The sequence below is a fragment of the Candidatus Pelagibacter sp. IMCC9063 genome, assembly GCF_000195085.1.
Lineage (GTDB): Bacteria > Pseudomonadota > Alphaproteobacteria > Pelagibacterales > Pelagibacteraceae > IMCC9063.
The window spans coordinates 874,208-888,874 of the sequence record NC_015380.1 but is presented as its reverse complement, the minus strand read 5'-3'; the positions used below and the strand labels follow the sequence as shown (position 1 = coordinate 888,874).

At 33.0% G+C, this 14,667-nt stretch carries 13 protein-coding genes and 1 tRNA gene; 4 read left to right on the top strand and 10 right to left on the bottom strand.

What is annotated here, in order from left to right:
- Nucleotides 1-70: 70 nt before the first annotated feature.
- On the top strand, nt 71-475 hold the full coding sequence (locus SAR11G3_RS07010) for an iron-sulfur cluster assembly scaffold protein (protein ID WP_013695643.1): 405 nt from the start codon (nt 71-73) through the stop codon (nt 473-475).
- Nucleotides 465-875, top strand: a complete 411-nt coding sequence (locus SAR11G3_RS04690; RefSeq protein WP_013695642.1) for a SufE family protein — start codon at nt 465-467, stop codon at nt 873-875. The genes SAR11G3_RS07010 and SAR11G3_RS04690 overlap by 11 nt, the downstream gene beginning before the upstream one ends.
- Here SAR11G3_RS04690 and SAR11G3_RS04685 read toward each other — a convergent pair.
- The 5 genes from SAR11G3_RS04685 to SAR11G3_RS04665 all read right to left on the bottom strand — a co-directional run bounded on the left by SAR11G3_RS04685 (nt 872) and on the right by SAR11G3_RS04665 (nt 6,103).
- On the bottom strand, nt 872-3,196 hold the full coding sequence (locus SAR11G3_RS04685; RefSeq protein WP_013695641.1) for a TRAP transporter permease: 2,325 nt from the start codon (nt 3,194-3,196) through the stop codon (nt 872-874). The genes SAR11G3_RS04690 and SAR11G3_RS04685 overlap by 4 nt on opposite strands.
- 71 nt (nt 3,197-3,267) lie before the next feature.
- Nucleotides 3,268-4,272, bottom strand: coding sequence for a TAXI family TRAP transporter solute-binding subunit (locus SAR11G3_RS04680; RefSeq protein ID WP_013695640.1), 1,005 nt, complete (start codon nt 4,270-4,272; stop codon nt 3,268-3,270).
- A gap of 96 nt (nt 4,273-4,368) precedes the next feature.
- Nucleotides 4,369-5,604 carry a pyridoxal phosphate-dependent aminotransferase gene (locus SAR11G3_RS04675; RefSeq protein WP_013695639.1) on the bottom strand — a complete coding sequence of 412 codons (1,236 nt, stop codon included), beginning with the start codon at nt 5,602-5,604 and terminating at the stop codon, nt 4,369-4,371.
- 41 nt (nt 5,605-5,645) lie between these two features.
- On the bottom strand, nt 5,646-5,942 hold the full coding sequence (locus tag SAR11G3_RS04670) for a hypothetical protein (RefSeq protein WP_013695638.1): 297 nt from the start codon (nt 5,940-5,942) through the stop codon (nt 5,646-5,648).
- Between the two features lie 75 nt (nt 5,943-6,017).
- Nucleotides 6,018-6,103: transfer RNA gene (locus tag SAR11G3_RS04665), tRNA-Leu, on the bottom strand.
- 88 nt (nt 6,104-6,191) lie between these two features.
- On the opposite strand from SAR11G3_RS04665, the gene nadA reads away from it, so the two are divergent.
- Together nadA and nadC are read left to right on the top strand one after the other, a co-directional pair.
- A complete protein-coding gene (gene nadA / locus SAR11G3_RS04660; RefSeq protein WP_013695637.1) occupies nt 6,192-7,202 on the top strand; it encodes a quinolinate synthase NadA in 1,011 nt (336 codons plus the stop codon).
- 6 nt (nt 7,203-7,208) lie between these two features.
- Entirely contained in the window at nt 7,209-8,036 is an 828-nt protein-coding gene (gene nadC, locus SAR11G3_RS04655; RefSeq protein WP_013695636.1) for a carboxylating nicotinate-nucleotide diphosphorylase, read from the top strand.
- Nucleotides 8,037-8,038: 2 nt separating this feature from the next.
- Here nadC and ppdK read toward each other — a convergent pair whose 3' ends face one another.
- Genes ppdK through SAR11G3_RS04635 form a run of 5 tightly spaced genes read right to left on the bottom strand, consistent with a single transcriptional unit; the run spans nt 8,039 to nt 14,609 of the window.
- Complete coding sequence (gene ppdK / locus SAR11G3_RS04650) at nt 8,039-10,789, bottom strand: pyruvate, phosphate dikinase (protein WP_013695635.1); 2,751 nt, start codon at nt 10,787-10,789, stop codon at nt 8,039-8,041.
- Complete coding sequence (locus tag SAR11G3_RS07375) at nt 10,789-11,373, bottom strand: DALR anticodon-binding domain-containing protein (RefSeq protein WP_013695634.1); 585 nt, start codon at nt 11,371-11,373, stop codon at nt 10,789-10,791. Before SAR11G3_RS07375 ends, ppdK begins: the two co-directional genes overlap by 1 nt.
- On the bottom strand, nt 11,348-12,859 hold the full coding sequence (gene glyS, locus SAR11G3_RS04645; protein WP_013695633.1) for a glycine--tRNA ligase subunit beta: 1,512 nt from the start codon (nt 12,857-12,859) through the stop codon (nt 11,348-11,350). The genes SAR11G3_RS07375 and glyS overlap by 26 nt, the downstream gene beginning before the upstream one ends.
- The gene (locus tag SAR11G3_RS04640) at nt 12,860-13,804 is read right to left on the bottom strand and encodes a glycine--tRNA ligase subunit alpha (protein WP_013695632.1); all 945 of its coding nucleotides are present in this window, start codon (nt 13,802-13,804) and stop codon (nt 12,860-12,862) included.
- 1 nt (nt 13,805) lies between these two features.
- Nucleotides 13,806-14,609 carry a S49 family peptidase gene (locus tag SAR11G3_RS04635; protein WP_013695631.1) on the bottom strand — a complete coding sequence of 268 codons (804 nt, stop codon included), beginning with the start codon at nt 14,607-14,609 and terminating at the stop codon, nt 13,806-13,808.
- Nucleotides 14,610-14,667: the final 58 nt, after the last annotated feature.

The following is a 14,667-nucleotide window of genomic DNA, read 5'->3' as shown; positions in this document are numbered from 1 at the left end:
TCAGTTTTATTATCTTGTTAAAGAAGTATTAATTTTAAACATAGGCCCTTATCTAAAGTAATATGTATTTATGGAGGAGTTAATTAAACTTGCTGCCAACACAAAATCTTTTGGCTTGAAAGGACATGCGCAATTTAAAAATATATTAAAAAATAAAAATTGCGGCGATGAGATTAAAATAGAATTCGATCTAAAGAATAAGCAAATAAGTAATTTTAGGTATGAAGGTGAGGTATGCATCTATTGCCAAGCATCGGCCTCATTACTTTCCAAAAATATAAATAAGCTCAATTGGGACAGCTTAGGCTTGTTTAAAATACAAATTATGAACTTTTTTAACCAAATTGATACGAAACAAACTTTTGAGATTATGGATTTCAAGTCGCTTTTAAATATTAACAATAGAAATCGTAAAAACTGTATTGTTTTACCCATTGATGCGATATTAACTACGACTATTACAAATGATTATTGAAAAAATTAAAGCTAAAGGTATGGAAATTTCTGTTCTGGAGGGAACCGATCGTTTGCAATACTTAATTGATATAGCAAACGATGCCGCTGAATTAGACAATCAATACAAAATCCATGATAATAAAATTGCTGGATGTGCTTCTAATCTTTGGGTTGTTGGCTCGAAACAATCTAACGATACAATGGTCTATAGATTTGATGCCGATGCATTCATTACAAAAGGTACCGCAAAACTTGTTATTGACCTACTAAACAATGAGCAAATCGCAGAGATTTCAAAACTAAGTAAAAATGATTTTAAAAATCTTGGAATTTTAGAATTGCTTACAGCTCAACGACAAAGTGGTCTTTCTAACTTAATTGATACTCTTATATCAATTGCAAAAAAAAATTTAGCTTAATTTTTCTCTCTTTTGTAATTAGAAAAACCAAACAATCCCAGAAGAATTAATGCAAATGGATAAATCCAGTCTTTGTCAGGCCTATTGGTATTCTCTATCTTGAATTCGCTAATAATATCTCCCTGCTGAAATCCAGCTTTCTTGGCGAGACCATTCCATTGAATTGTATCTACAATAACTAGTTTGTTTTTGTCTGTTACAACATTTAATCCAAAATCTTGAAGGGTATATTTCTTTTCAAAACTGTTTTCTTTAATTAAGAATAGCTTGTAACGTTCACCGTAGTCACTATTTCTAGTGACTTTAAATCTTACCTCTTTGTCAAAATCTAACTGAACTGTTTGAGCCTGATAGACATCAAAATAGTTATACTTTGGATATACTCTATTTAAGATAAACTCTGGCGCAAGAAAGGAAATAGAAATAAACAAAAAGATAATAATTTCATACCATCTAAGTTTGTTAAAAAACCAGCCCTGTGTAGCTGAAGTAAAAATTAAAATTCCAATCAAAGAAGTTACAATCACTAATAAACCATGCCAAATATTTTCAATACCTATTAATAATAGCTCGTGATTAAACAAAAAAACAATTGGAAGAATCGCAGTTCTCAAACTATACCAAAATGCTTGCATTCCTGTTCTCAAAGGATCTCCTCCCGAAATAGCTGCTGCAGCATAAGAGGCAAGTCCAACAGGAGGGGTAACATCCGCCATTAAACCAAAATAAAACACAAACAAATGAACCGCAATTAATGGGAAAATAAATCCTGAAGCCGCCCCCACCTCAACTAGCACTGCAGCCATCAATGAAGCTACCACTACATAATTAGCAGTAGTTGGTAAACCCATACCTAACAATAAACATAAGATTATAGTTAAAAATAATAAGATCACGATGTTGTCTTTGGCAATAGATTCTATGACGATAATTAGATTAGTACTTAAGCCAGTAGAGCCAACTGCTCCAACAATTATTCCGGCTGTTGCAATGGCAATACCCACTCCAACCATATTTAAAGCACCCTTTTCAAAGCCAACTACTGTTTGATTAAACCAGGATTTTAAAGCAAATAAATAATCAGATTCTTTAAATAGCTTTTGAACTAAATTCACAAGTATCAAAGTGATGGTTGCAAAAAAAATTGAATATGACGCTGTGTAACGTAAAAAAACCAACATATAAATTAAAACAAAAATAGGAATTAGAAAATGCAAACCGTCTAAAAAAGTTTTTTTCAAATTTGGAATTTCACTTTCTTCCATTCCTTTTAAGTTCATTTTCAATGCCTCTAAATGAGAAATGTAAAATAAAGCTAAGTATGAAATAATTGCTGGAAGAAATGCATGCTTCACAATTTCAAAGTACGTCACTCCTATAAAACTAGCCATTACAAAAGCAGCAGCCCCCATAACGGGAGGCATTATTTGACCGTTGACTGACGCAGAAACCTCAATCGCTCCGGCTTTTTCTTTGGAAAAGCCAGATTTTTTCATAATAGGAATAGTAAAAGTTCCCGTAGTTACTGTATTTGCAATTGAAGAGCCTGAAATTAGTCCAGTTAATCCAGAACCAAGAATAGCAGCTTTTGCAGGCCCTCCTCTCATTCTTCCCACCATTGAGAATGCTAAATCTAAAAAATATTTTCCTCCTCCAGCTGTTTCCAAAAGAGCACCAAACAAAACAAATAGAAAAATAAAATCTACAGAAACACCGATAGGAATTCCAAAAATAGCTTCTTGATCAAACCATTGAAAACCAACAAGGCGCTTAAGAGATAGTCCTCCATGAGAAATAATCTCTGGTGCGTATCTACCAAAGTAAGAAAATAATAAAAAACATACTGCAATAATAACCAGAGGAGTACCGATGGCTCTTCTCGTAGCTTCTAGCAAAATAAGAATTCCAGTACTACCAATAATAATTTCCAATGGAATAGAAAAACTTGCAATATCGACTTTTAAAAGAACTCCACCTCTTGCAATTAATTGGTCATAAAAAAAATAAATATATAAACAGCAAAAAGCTGCTGTAATGCTAATTACAATATCAAAGAAAGAAATTTTTTTACCTCTAGAAAAAGGATAAATTAAGAATGTTAAAGTTAGGGCAAATCCCAAATGTATAGCTCTTGCTGGTAGACCTTTAAACATTCCAAAATCGAACATGAATGGAAACGGAGATGCATACCAAAGCTGAAATAAAGACCAAATAATTGCAAGCGCACTTACAATTTTCAAATGTATTCCAGTCAAATTTCTTGTAGGAGATAAATCTTCCTGGATCTTACTTTCTACATTTTTTTTTATATTTAAAACCATTGTGAAATTATTAAGCTATAAAAAAAAGGCCCAACTAAGTGGGCCTTTTTTGATTTAGTTTAAAAACTAGATTACATTAACCCAGCTTCTTTGTAATATTTAATCGCACCAGGATGTAAAGGTGCAGACAAACCATCTTTGATCATATCTTTTTTACTTAAAAAAGAAAATGCAGGATGTTGTTTTTTGAAATCATCAAAGTTTTCAAAAACAGCTTTTGTCACCAAATATACTAGCTCATCAGAAACATCCGCACTTGTTACTACTGTAGCTTTTACACCAAAAGTAGTCGCGTCTTTTTTCTGGTTAGAGTAAGTACCTTTTGGAATTACAGCTTGTGCATAATAATCAGCTCCACTAATTAACTTTTTCACTTGCGATCCAGTCAAATTAATTGGGCTTGCTTTTGCAGCACAAGTAGCAGCTTGTTCCATTGCTCCATTAGGAAATCCAACTGAATAACCGAATGCATCAATTTTACCATCACATAAAGCTTTTACTTGCTCAGATGATGTAAGCTCTGTAGTTGTTTTGAAGTAACTATTGTTAACTCCCATAGCTTTCATTAGCTCTTCCATAGTTCCTCTTTGTCCAGAACCTGGGTTACCAATGTTAACTACTTTTCCTTTAAGGCCTTTAAAGTTTTTAACTTTAGATTTTTTGCTAGCCCAAATTTGAAAAGGCTCGTTGTGTACAGAGAATACAGCTCTTAATTTTCCGTATTTTTTTCCTTCCCATTTGCTAGATCCATTTACAGCATGGTATTGCCAGTCAGACTGAGCTACACCAAATTGAAATTCACCTTCTTTAATTTGTCCAATATTGTAATTCGAACCACCAGTAGAAGGCGCTGTACATCTGTAAGCTTTGTCACCACCTTTTTTTCTTCCGTGCTCTTTACTGATTGCAGATTTGTGCAACATTTTACAAATAGCGTTACCAGTTTGGAAATAAACCCCAGTTGGTCCGCCTGTTCCTATAGTAAAAAATTCAGCTGACTTTGCCGTAGCCATCAGTGATAAACTTAAAGCAAAAATGCTTAAAGCTCCTACTACAGAAGATATTAGTTTTTTCATAATGTCCCCTATTTAAAGTTTAATTAAATACAATATTGTATTTAATTTTATTATTAGAGATTAGCGTATAGTGTAAAAAAAAGAGACTCAAGGTCTTTATTTGTTAGCCCAATCAATGATTTTGTTAATACCTTTGACTATTTTAGGGGCATAAATATTCAAGTCTTCCTCGCTTAACTCATCTTTCAAATAGGAGTAATTAAGAAATTTTTCTCCATCAAAATCAACGAAACTTAGTCTAAAAATTAATTTTTTTGAATCAAAGCCAAAATCAGACCCTGGCAATAAAGCAACTCCTGTTTCATCTAAAAGAACTTTGCAAAAATCTGCGGAGGATTTAAATTTATTTGCTAGTAAGGTGCTAAAATCTGGCATGATGTAAAAACCTCCTTCAGGTTTTAACACTTCAATATTGTTAGTCTTTAATTTTTTATAACAATGCTCCCCAATAAGATTTAGGATTTTTTTAGAATGATTTAAAAATTTAGTTTGATCAGATTCATAAGCAGCAATTGCAGCATATTGAATTGGTGCAGAGGCCGAACTATAAGCTTCACTAGCAAGAACTTGCATTTTATCATTTAATTCTTTTAAAGAATCGGGAATAGCAAAAAAACCTAACCTCCAACCACCCGCTCCACACCACTTGCTAAGACCATTACTGATAATCGTCTTTTCAGGATAATATTTTGCAATAGATTCATAATTTTCAGAAAAATTTAAATCTGAATAAATCTCATCTGATAAAACAATAATATTATTTTTTTTAAAAATTTCAGCAAGTTCTTTTAAATTATTGGCATTAGTTCCTGAAGGATTGTTGGGAGTATTTAAAATTATAATTTTATTTTTAGCGGTAGATTGTTTTAATACTTCCGTGATTTCTTCGGATGTTACGTGCCAATTATTTTCTATTTTTGTTTGTATCCAGTGAACCTTGTTATTAGAAATAACAGACTGTGGCTCATAAGAAACCCAACTAGGTGCAGGTAAAATTATGTCTCCGTCAAAAGCTAATTGCAACAAAAACATTAACTGCTTAGTGCCGGGTCCTACAAAAACATTATCGACAGAAAAGTGATTTAATTTTTTTTGTAATAACGTTTTGTGAATAGCATTTCTTAAAGATAGAAGACCATTTACCGGTAAATAATCTTTTTCAAAAGCATGTGCCTTTAGCTCATCAACAATATTTTGGGGAATAGGAAATGGAGATTGGCCAAAACCAAATTTAAAAACTTCTCCACCAGATTTTTCTATTGCTTTGCATTGCTCATTAATAAGCAAAGTTGAGGATGGTTGTAGCTTAGATAGATGGGACTTGGATAACATGATTTAGAATATATGATTATCAATTTACAATAAAAAGTAAATTATTTTTCTTGTTTGGGCTCTCTATCTTTAAAAGTAACTGTTCCCTTATATGACCTGTCTTTGTTGACGCTATCTTGCCAAGTATGAGAGACCTCCCCTTTGTCTATTAGCTCTAACATTTGTTTTTTAGACAATTTAAATTCTGTTCTAGCCCGTTCCCAATTAACCTTGTCTTTTAAATATACTTCCGAATTGCTTTCTTTTAGGTTTAGGTCAAAATTACTCCCTAAAGAATATTTTTTTTTATACTTTTTAAAGCGTTGATAAGTTGGATCTGTATAAAGCTTGTTATTCATGAATTAGTTCTATCTTATTTTTTCATAGATTGAATAAAATCTGCTTTTTTAGCCTACCTATTTAAGAGCCTTCTTTGGTGCGGCCAGAGAGACTTGAACTCTCACAAGCAAAGCTCATACGGCCCTCAACCGTACCTGTCTACCAATTCCAGCATGGCCGCAAAGTAATGATTTTTAAACATTAATAGATATAAACGTGACAATAATACAGTACCAATTATAGTTATTCTGCTATTAATATTTTTTTTTATGAGCACACAACAACTTACTTTTACAGATGAGGTACAACATGAAACTTCTTCTATTTATAATAAGATTAAAGACTCAATACCGGATATTGAATGGCCTTTTCTTGCGCCTTATATTTACGAAATTAACAAACTAAAAAAAGAAACTAATTCAGTTATATTAGCTCACAACTATCAAACGCCTCAGATTTTTTATGGTGTGGCAGATATTGTGGGAGATTCTTTGGCTTTAGCTGTAGAAGCGTCAAAAGTAAAAGAAGACAATATAATAATGTGTGGTGTGCACTTTATGGCAGAAACTGCCAAAATCATGTCTCCTGATAAACATGTGTACCTTCCTAGTTTAAAAGCTGGATGTTCTTTGGCAGCATCTATTACTGGCCAAGATGTCATTGAACTTAAGAAAAAACACCCCGGAGTTCCCGTGGTAACTTATGTGAATACGTCTGCTGATGTTAAGGCTGAAACCGATGTTTGTTGCACATCAGCCAATGCAGTTAAGGTAGTAGAGTCTCTTGGCGTTGATAAAGTTTTGTTTTTACCAGATGAATATTTGGCAAAATATGTTGCTACCAAAACCAATGTTGAAATTATTTCCTGGCATGGAAAATGTGAAGTTCATGAAAAATTTAGCGAAGCAGAGATAAAAGAATTAAGAAAAAACTATCCGGGTCTTATGATTATTGCTCACCCAGAATGTCCTCCAGATGTTATTGCTGCCTCTGATTTTGCAGGGTCCACATCTCATATGGTCAATTATGTTAAAGACAAAAAACCTAAGGATGTTTTTTTAGTTACAGAATGTTCTATGAGTGACAATATTGAAATTGAAAATCCAGATGTAAATTTTATTAAGCCTTGCAATCTTTGTCCTCACATGAAGTCTATTACATTATCGAATATATTAGACTGCTTACAAAATAAAAAAAATGAAATTTTAATTGATAGCAACACCTTAGAGCGAGCTAGAGGTTCTATTGAAAAAATGGTTGCTATTGGAAGACAAGATTAACTGATCTTGAATAATCTTAATAAAATTATTTCTGATGCTTTGAGAGAAGATGTTCCCTCAAAGGATATCACTACTCAGTTAACTGTTGCTAATAAAGAAAAAGTGCATGCAAAGATTATTTCTAAGGAACACGGTATTTTGTGTGGGCTAGAAATTGCTAAAGCAGTTTTCTTATCTGTAGATCCTTCTTTAAGGATCAAAAGAAAATTTAAAGATGGAAATATAATTAGAAACAATCAATCCATTTTAGAAATCTATGGAAAAAAAAACTCTATTCTAACAGCCGAACGAACTGCTCTAAATTTTTTGGGTTTAACAACGGGGATAGCTACTAAAACTAATCATGTATCTAAAAAAATTAAAAAGTTTAAAAGCAAAGTTTGTTGCACTAGAAAAACTATTCCTAATCTCAGAAACCTACAGAAATATGCTGTATTAATAGGGGGTGGCACTAATAATCGAATGAATTTAAGTGATGAAATATTTGTTAAAGATAACCATCTAGCAAATACAAAAAATATTGCATTACTTCTTCAGAATGTAATTAAGAAAAATAAATCTAAAAAAATTATTACTGTAGAGGTGGATACGCTTGCTCAATTAAAAGGGATTAAACATTTAAAAATAAACCGAATTCTTTTTGATAATATGCAACCATCTCAAATCAAAAAAGGTATTCAGTTGCTTCCTAAAAATATTCAAACAGAAGCGTCTGGAAATATTAACGAAAAAAATATTGTTAGCTATGCCAAAACTGGTGTGAGCCGTATTTCCATGGGCTCTCTGACCCACACAATATCTAATTTTGATTTCTCTTTAGAAATTAAAAAGTAAACTTATCTTTTCGATCTTATTTTTGCTTGGGCTGCTGCCAATCTAGCAATAGGTACTCTATAAGGGGAACAAGATACGTAGTGCAATCCTGCATTATGACAAAAATCAATGGAGTCCGGGTCGCCACCATGTTCTCCACATATACCGAGCTTAATTTTAGAATTATTCTTTTTTCCATTCTCACAAGCAATCTTAACTAACTGCCCTACACCATCGACATCAATACTAATGAATGGATCAATTTTGAAAATATTATTATTTACATAATCATCTAAAAATTTTCCAGAGTCATCTCTGCTTATTCCTAGTGTAGTTTGAGTTAAATCATTTGTTCCAAAACTAAAAAAGTCAGCTTGTTTAGAAATTTCAAATGCATTTAAAGCTGCTCTTGGTAATTCAATCATCGTACCAACTAAGTAACTTAATTTAATGGAATATTTTTTCTCAACAATTTTGGCAACCCTATCTACTAAAGCTCTTAAAATTTCCAACTCTTTGGCAGTGCAAATTAAAGGGATCATAATTTCAGGAATGATTGCTTTTACTTTTGCTTTCTGACACTCCATTAATGCTTCGAAAATAGCCTCACACTGCATCTCATAAATTTCTGGATATGAAATTGCTAATCTACAACCACGATGTCCCAACATAGGGTTTTCTTCATGCAAATCATTTATTCTATTTTTGATTTCACGCTCAGTGATATTTAAACTGCTAGCTACTCCAGAAATTTCTTTTTCACTTTTAGGTAAAAATTCATGTAAAGGTGGGTCTAACAAACGAACTGTCACAGGTAGTCCACTCATTGTTTTAAATATCTCTATAAAATCTTTTTTCTGGAACGGCAGAATCTTTTTTAAGGCTTCATTTCGATCTTCTACATTTTTAGACAAAATCATCTGCCTTACATATAAAATTCTCTCATCATCAAAGAACATATGTTCTGTTCTACAAAGACCAATACCCTCTGCTCCAAAATCCCTTGCTACTTTAGTATCCAAAGGAGTTTCTGCATTGGTTCTAATTTTAAGAGATCTAACTTTGTCTGCCCATGCCATAAGGGTGGAAAAATCCCCAGAAATATCAGGCTTAATGGTGTTTACCTCTCCAAGCATAACTTCTCCTGTAGAGCCATCAAGCGTTACAATATCTCCTTCTTTTACTTCGTGAGAGCCAACTTTAAAAAGTTTGCTTTCATAATCAATTTGAATTGTTCCAGCTCCTGATACACAAGGTCTTCCCATTCCTCTTGCAACTACCGCGGCATGACTCGTCATTCCACCTCTGCAAGTTAAAATTCCTTCTGCAGCATGCATTCCATGGATATCTTCCGGTGAAGTTTCTAATCTAACTAAAATTGATTTTTGCCCCTGTGCTTTTAATTGTTCAGCATCATCTGCTGTAAAAGTTACTTTTCCTGTAGCAGCACCAGGTGATGCAGGTAATCCTTTTGCAACAATATTCTTAGTTGCGTTAGGATCTAAAGTTGGATGCAATAAAGTATCAAGAATTTTTGGATCAATTCTTAAGACAGCCTCATCTTTATTAATTAATTTTTCTTTAACCATGTCCACAGCAATTTTAATACTTGCTTTCGCTGTTCTTTTCCCAGACCTAGTCTGTAGCATCCATAATTTTTTATTTTCCACCGTAAATTCTATGTCTTGCATATCTCGGTAGTGCTTTTCTAATTTTTTATAAATGGTAACTAGTTCATTGAATGCTTTCGGCATAGATTCTTGCATAGAAAGTTCTTTCGATCCTGCTTCTAATCTTGCTTTCTTGGTAATATTTTGTGGAGTTCTAATTCCTGCTACTACATCTTCTCCTTGCGCATTAATTAAATACTCACCATAAAAACTATTTTCTCCCGTAGAAGGATTTCGAGTAAAAGCAACACCGGTAGCACAATCTTGTCCCATATTTCCAAATACCATAGATTGAACATTAACTGCAGTTCCCCACTCTTCCGGAATATTATTTAATTTTCTATATACGTTGGCTCTATGATTTTTCCATGATTGAAACACTGCTCCAATAGCGCCCCATAATTGTTGATGCACATCTTGAGGAAAATCTTTTCCGGTTTCTTTAATAATTTGTTCGCGGAAAGATCCAATTAAAGATTTCCAGTCTTCGGCTGTAAGTTCTGTATCTAAAAGAACTCCTTTGGTTAATTTGTAATTTTCAATTAAGTCTTCAAAATTGTGATGGTTCACACCAAGCACAACGTTGCTATACATCTGAATAAATCTACGGTAGCTATCGTAAGCAAATGCTTCGTTGTTTGTTTTTTTTGCCAATCCAATAACGGTCTTGTCATTTAATCCTAAGTTCAAAACCGTATCCATCATACCTGGCATAGAAACTCTCGCACCTGATCTTACAGAAACTAGAAGAGGGTTAGATGCATTGCCAAATGATTTTTTTATTTTTTTTTCAACTTTTTTTATTGAGTCTTTTACTTGCTTAACTAAAGCGGCAGGATATTTTTTATTTAAGTTGTAATATTCATTGCAGGCTTCTGTCGTAATTGTAAATCCTGGAGGAACTGGTAATTTTATTCTTATCATTTCTGACAAGTTGGCACCTTTGCCACCTAATAAATTCTTTAGAGATTGTGTGTTTAATCGAGGAGTATCCTCAAAATTATATACCCACTTAAATTTAGATGAAGTTTTTTTGCTTTTAGACGCCTTGGCTTTTTTTACCTTGGCATTTTTTAAAGCTTTTTTTTTAATCTTCTTTGGCATTAAATTCCTTCAAATTTTGAAAAGTCTGTAAAATTATCAAAGGTTTTACACATCAAAAGTAATAATTCTAGTCTATTTTTTTTCACTTCTTCATTCTCATCATTAACCTTCACTTCTTCAAAAAATTGATCTGTTATTACTTTAACTTCAGACAACATCTGGATAGTTTTTTTAGAATCGCGAAGTCTACTTGGGGTTGTAAAGTATTCTTTAACCTCATTAATTTTAGCAAACAATGTTTCTTCAATTTCAGAATTAAACAACACGATATCTGGGGTTCCAAAAATATTTCCTTTTATAATATCTTCATTTTGTTCTAAAATATTTTTAGCACGCTTATAAGCTGCGATAGAATTAATTCCCTCAGGTTGTTTGATGCATTTTGCAATGGTAATAATTTTTAAAAACAAATTATAAAAATCATCGCTTCGGTTATTGTTTAATACTGAATCTACAACATTGAAGCTAATATCTTTCTCTTTTAGCAAACTCTTAAATCGATCATTAAAAAATTCTACCAGATCATCTGCTAAACTCTTGTTAGTAATATTTACGTTCTTAGATAAATATAAATTTTTTTGCATTGTTGATGAGTTCTTTTAGAGAGATGGATAGTTTGTTCTCTATCACAATTCTAATCATGCCCAACACAGCTCTTCTTAATGCAAAGGGATCCTTGGAGCTAGTAGGCTTTAACCCTATTCCAAAAAAACCAATTAAAGTATCTAACTTATCTGCAAGAGCTACACAGATAGCAATTTTGTCTTTGGGAACTTTGTCGGATGGACCTAAAGGTAAATAATGTTCTGAAATAGCATTTGCAATTTCTGGACTAAACCCTTGGGACATTGCAAAATATTTTCCAATGACTCCTTGTAGCTCTGGATACTCTCCCACTAAATCTGTCACCAAATCTGCTTTGCAAATAGATGCTGCAATTTCAGCATCACCTTTATTCGCACCAATAATATCAGCAATTAGTGAGGCTAACTGTCTGACTCTTTGAGTTTTGTCATACAAGGTTCCTAGATCTTTGTAGAAAGTAATACCATTTAATTTAGAAACATTTTTTACAAGATTTTGTCTTCTGTTTTTGTCCCAGAAAAACTTTGCATCTGATAAGCGTGCTTGCAACACTCTTTCATTTCCATCTATAATTAATTTTTTTTCATCTTGGTTATTGGAAATGGTAATAAAGCTGTTTGTAATTTTTCCCGTTTCTAAAGACTTCATGGGAAAATATCGTTGATGTTGCATCATAGTAAGATTCAACAATTCCTCTGGTAACACTAGAAAATCAGCAGAAAAAGAGCCTTTTAAAGCAGTTGGATGATCTACTAAATTAGTCACCTCTTCTACTAATCGTAAGTTAGGATTGTCTTCGCACTTAGATTTTTTAAAAATAGAGGTGAGGCTACTTAAGATCATTTTTTCTCTAACATCTTGATCTAAAACAACATTCTTATCTTTCAAAACTTGGAAATACTGCTCAGCAGATTTAATCGTAATATTTTTTTCATCATAAATAGCTCCCACATAAATTTTATTACAAGAAGATAAGTGATGAAAATTAAAATTGATTGTGTGTTTGTCTAATAGGCAAAAAATAGATTTTAATGGTCTTCCCCAAGAAAGATTATGGTCGGCCCATCGCATAGATTTTTTCCAATTTAAACTTTGTAATATTTCTGGAACGGTAGTTGCAAGCAATTGTTGTAAGTCTATTTTTTGCTGCTTGGTTTTTATAAAATAAAAACTTCCTTTATCAATCGTCTTTTCAAACACATCTTTTTGTTCTAATTGATTTGATTTTAAGAAACCTATCAAGGCCTGCTCTGGAGAACCTACCTTAGGTCCTTTAATTTCTTTAGATGGAACAGACAAGTGAGAGGGCAAACCATCTATGGAAACGCAAAGACGAGTTGGTGTGGAGAAAACAGAAAACTTTTTATAGCTAGTACTAAACTCTTCTAGTTTTTTTTTAAATGAAGATTCAATATTTTTTCTCGTATCAATTTGTAATCCATGAGGTATTTCCTCTGAATACAGTTCTAATAAAAATTGGGCCATTTATTTTTGCTGGCTATCAATCCAAGCCTGGCCACAGCCTTTAGCTAAGTTTCTAATTCTGGTAATGTATCCTGCTCTTTCAGAAACGGAGATCACTCCTCTTGCATCCAGTAAGTTAAAAGTATGGCTGGCCTTTAAGCACTGGTCATAAGCAGGCAAGCAAAGTTTTTTTTCTATTAAGGCATTGCATTCAGCTTCTGCAAAACCAAACATTTTTAATAAATTGTCTGTATTGGCATGTTCAAAATTATACGCCGAAAATTCTTTTTCAGCCTGCTTGAATATTGCTTCATATTTAATACCTTCTTTATTCCATTCAATATCAAACACACTTTTTTTACCTTGAATAAACATTGCTAATCTTTCTAAGCCGTAAGTAATTTCTGCAGTAACTGGTTTGCATTCAAATCCTGCCATCTGCTGAAAGTACGTGAATTGGGTAACTTCTGTACCATCGCACCAGACTTCCCAACCAAGACCAGCCGCACCTAAAGTGGGACTTTCCCAATCATCTTCTACAAAACGAATGTCATGATCTTTATGATTAATTCCAATCGCAGCAAGACTTTTTAAATATAATTTTTGTACATCTTCTGGAGATGGTTTGATCACTACTTGAAATTGATAATAATGCTGTAAGCGATTAGGGTTTTCACCATATCTTCCATCGGTGGGTCTTCTCGATGGCTGAACATAAGCTGCTTTCCATGGTTCCGGTCCTAAGGATCTTAGTGTAGTCGCTGGATGAAACGTTCCTGCACCAACTTCTGTATCGTAAGGCTGAAGAATAACACAACCTTGATCTGACCAAAATTTTTGTAATTTAAAAATGATTTCTTGAAAACTTAAAAAATTAGGTTGTTTCTTTTCTTTGCTTGCAGCCGCTGTCTTTACTTTCTTAACAGCTTTAGGTTTTGCTTTTACTTTTGCTTTTTTTGCAACCATATTAAAGTCCGAACTTATTCCAAAAAGATCTAGTTTCCAATTCGCTTACTATTGAAGAAGCTGCATTGGCCATGCTAGAAGATAATTTTTTCTTTAACCAACCTTCTTGCTTCTCAAAATTTTTAACCTTAACATCTTTTCCAAACTGATCTTCTATGACTTGGAACATATTTCCTATTCCATCAATAAGACCCAGTTCCTTTGATTTGGATCCTGCCCAAAATTCCCCAGTGAATAATTTGTCATCTGCTAGTGTAATTTTTCCTTTTCTACTGTTTTTAACTAATAGAATAAATTCTTTATGCAGCTCTTCTTGAATTGCTTTTAATTTTTGAATGTCTTCAGGCTTTTCTTCTACAAAAGGATCTAAAATACTTTTGCTAGTACCTGCAGTATGCACTCTTCGTTCTACTCCTGCTTTTTTAATTAATTCTTGAAAACCAAAACCTGAATAAATAACTCCAATCGATCCTAAAATAGAACTAGCGTTTGCATAAATTTCATCTCCTGCACAAGCCAACATATAACCACCCGATGCTGCAACGTCTTCTGCAAAGGTGATTACTTTCACTTTTTTTTCATCGGCCAATTTTCTAATAAGAGAATATAATAAATGAGATTGAACGGGCGATCCTCCTGGAGAGTTAATGGTAATAGCTACGGCCTTGATCTTTTTAAGAGAAAAAGCTTTTTTGATAATCTCGTGGTGAGATGCATAACTTAGGCCTTGTTGAAATCTTCCTACATTGCCAATCACGCCTGAAAGGCGAATATGAGCTATAAGTGATTTTTTTTTAAAAAACATATTTTGTTTAAGCCTTTTAAAACTTAAGAAATTGAGAGTAAAGAAATATAGCATGATT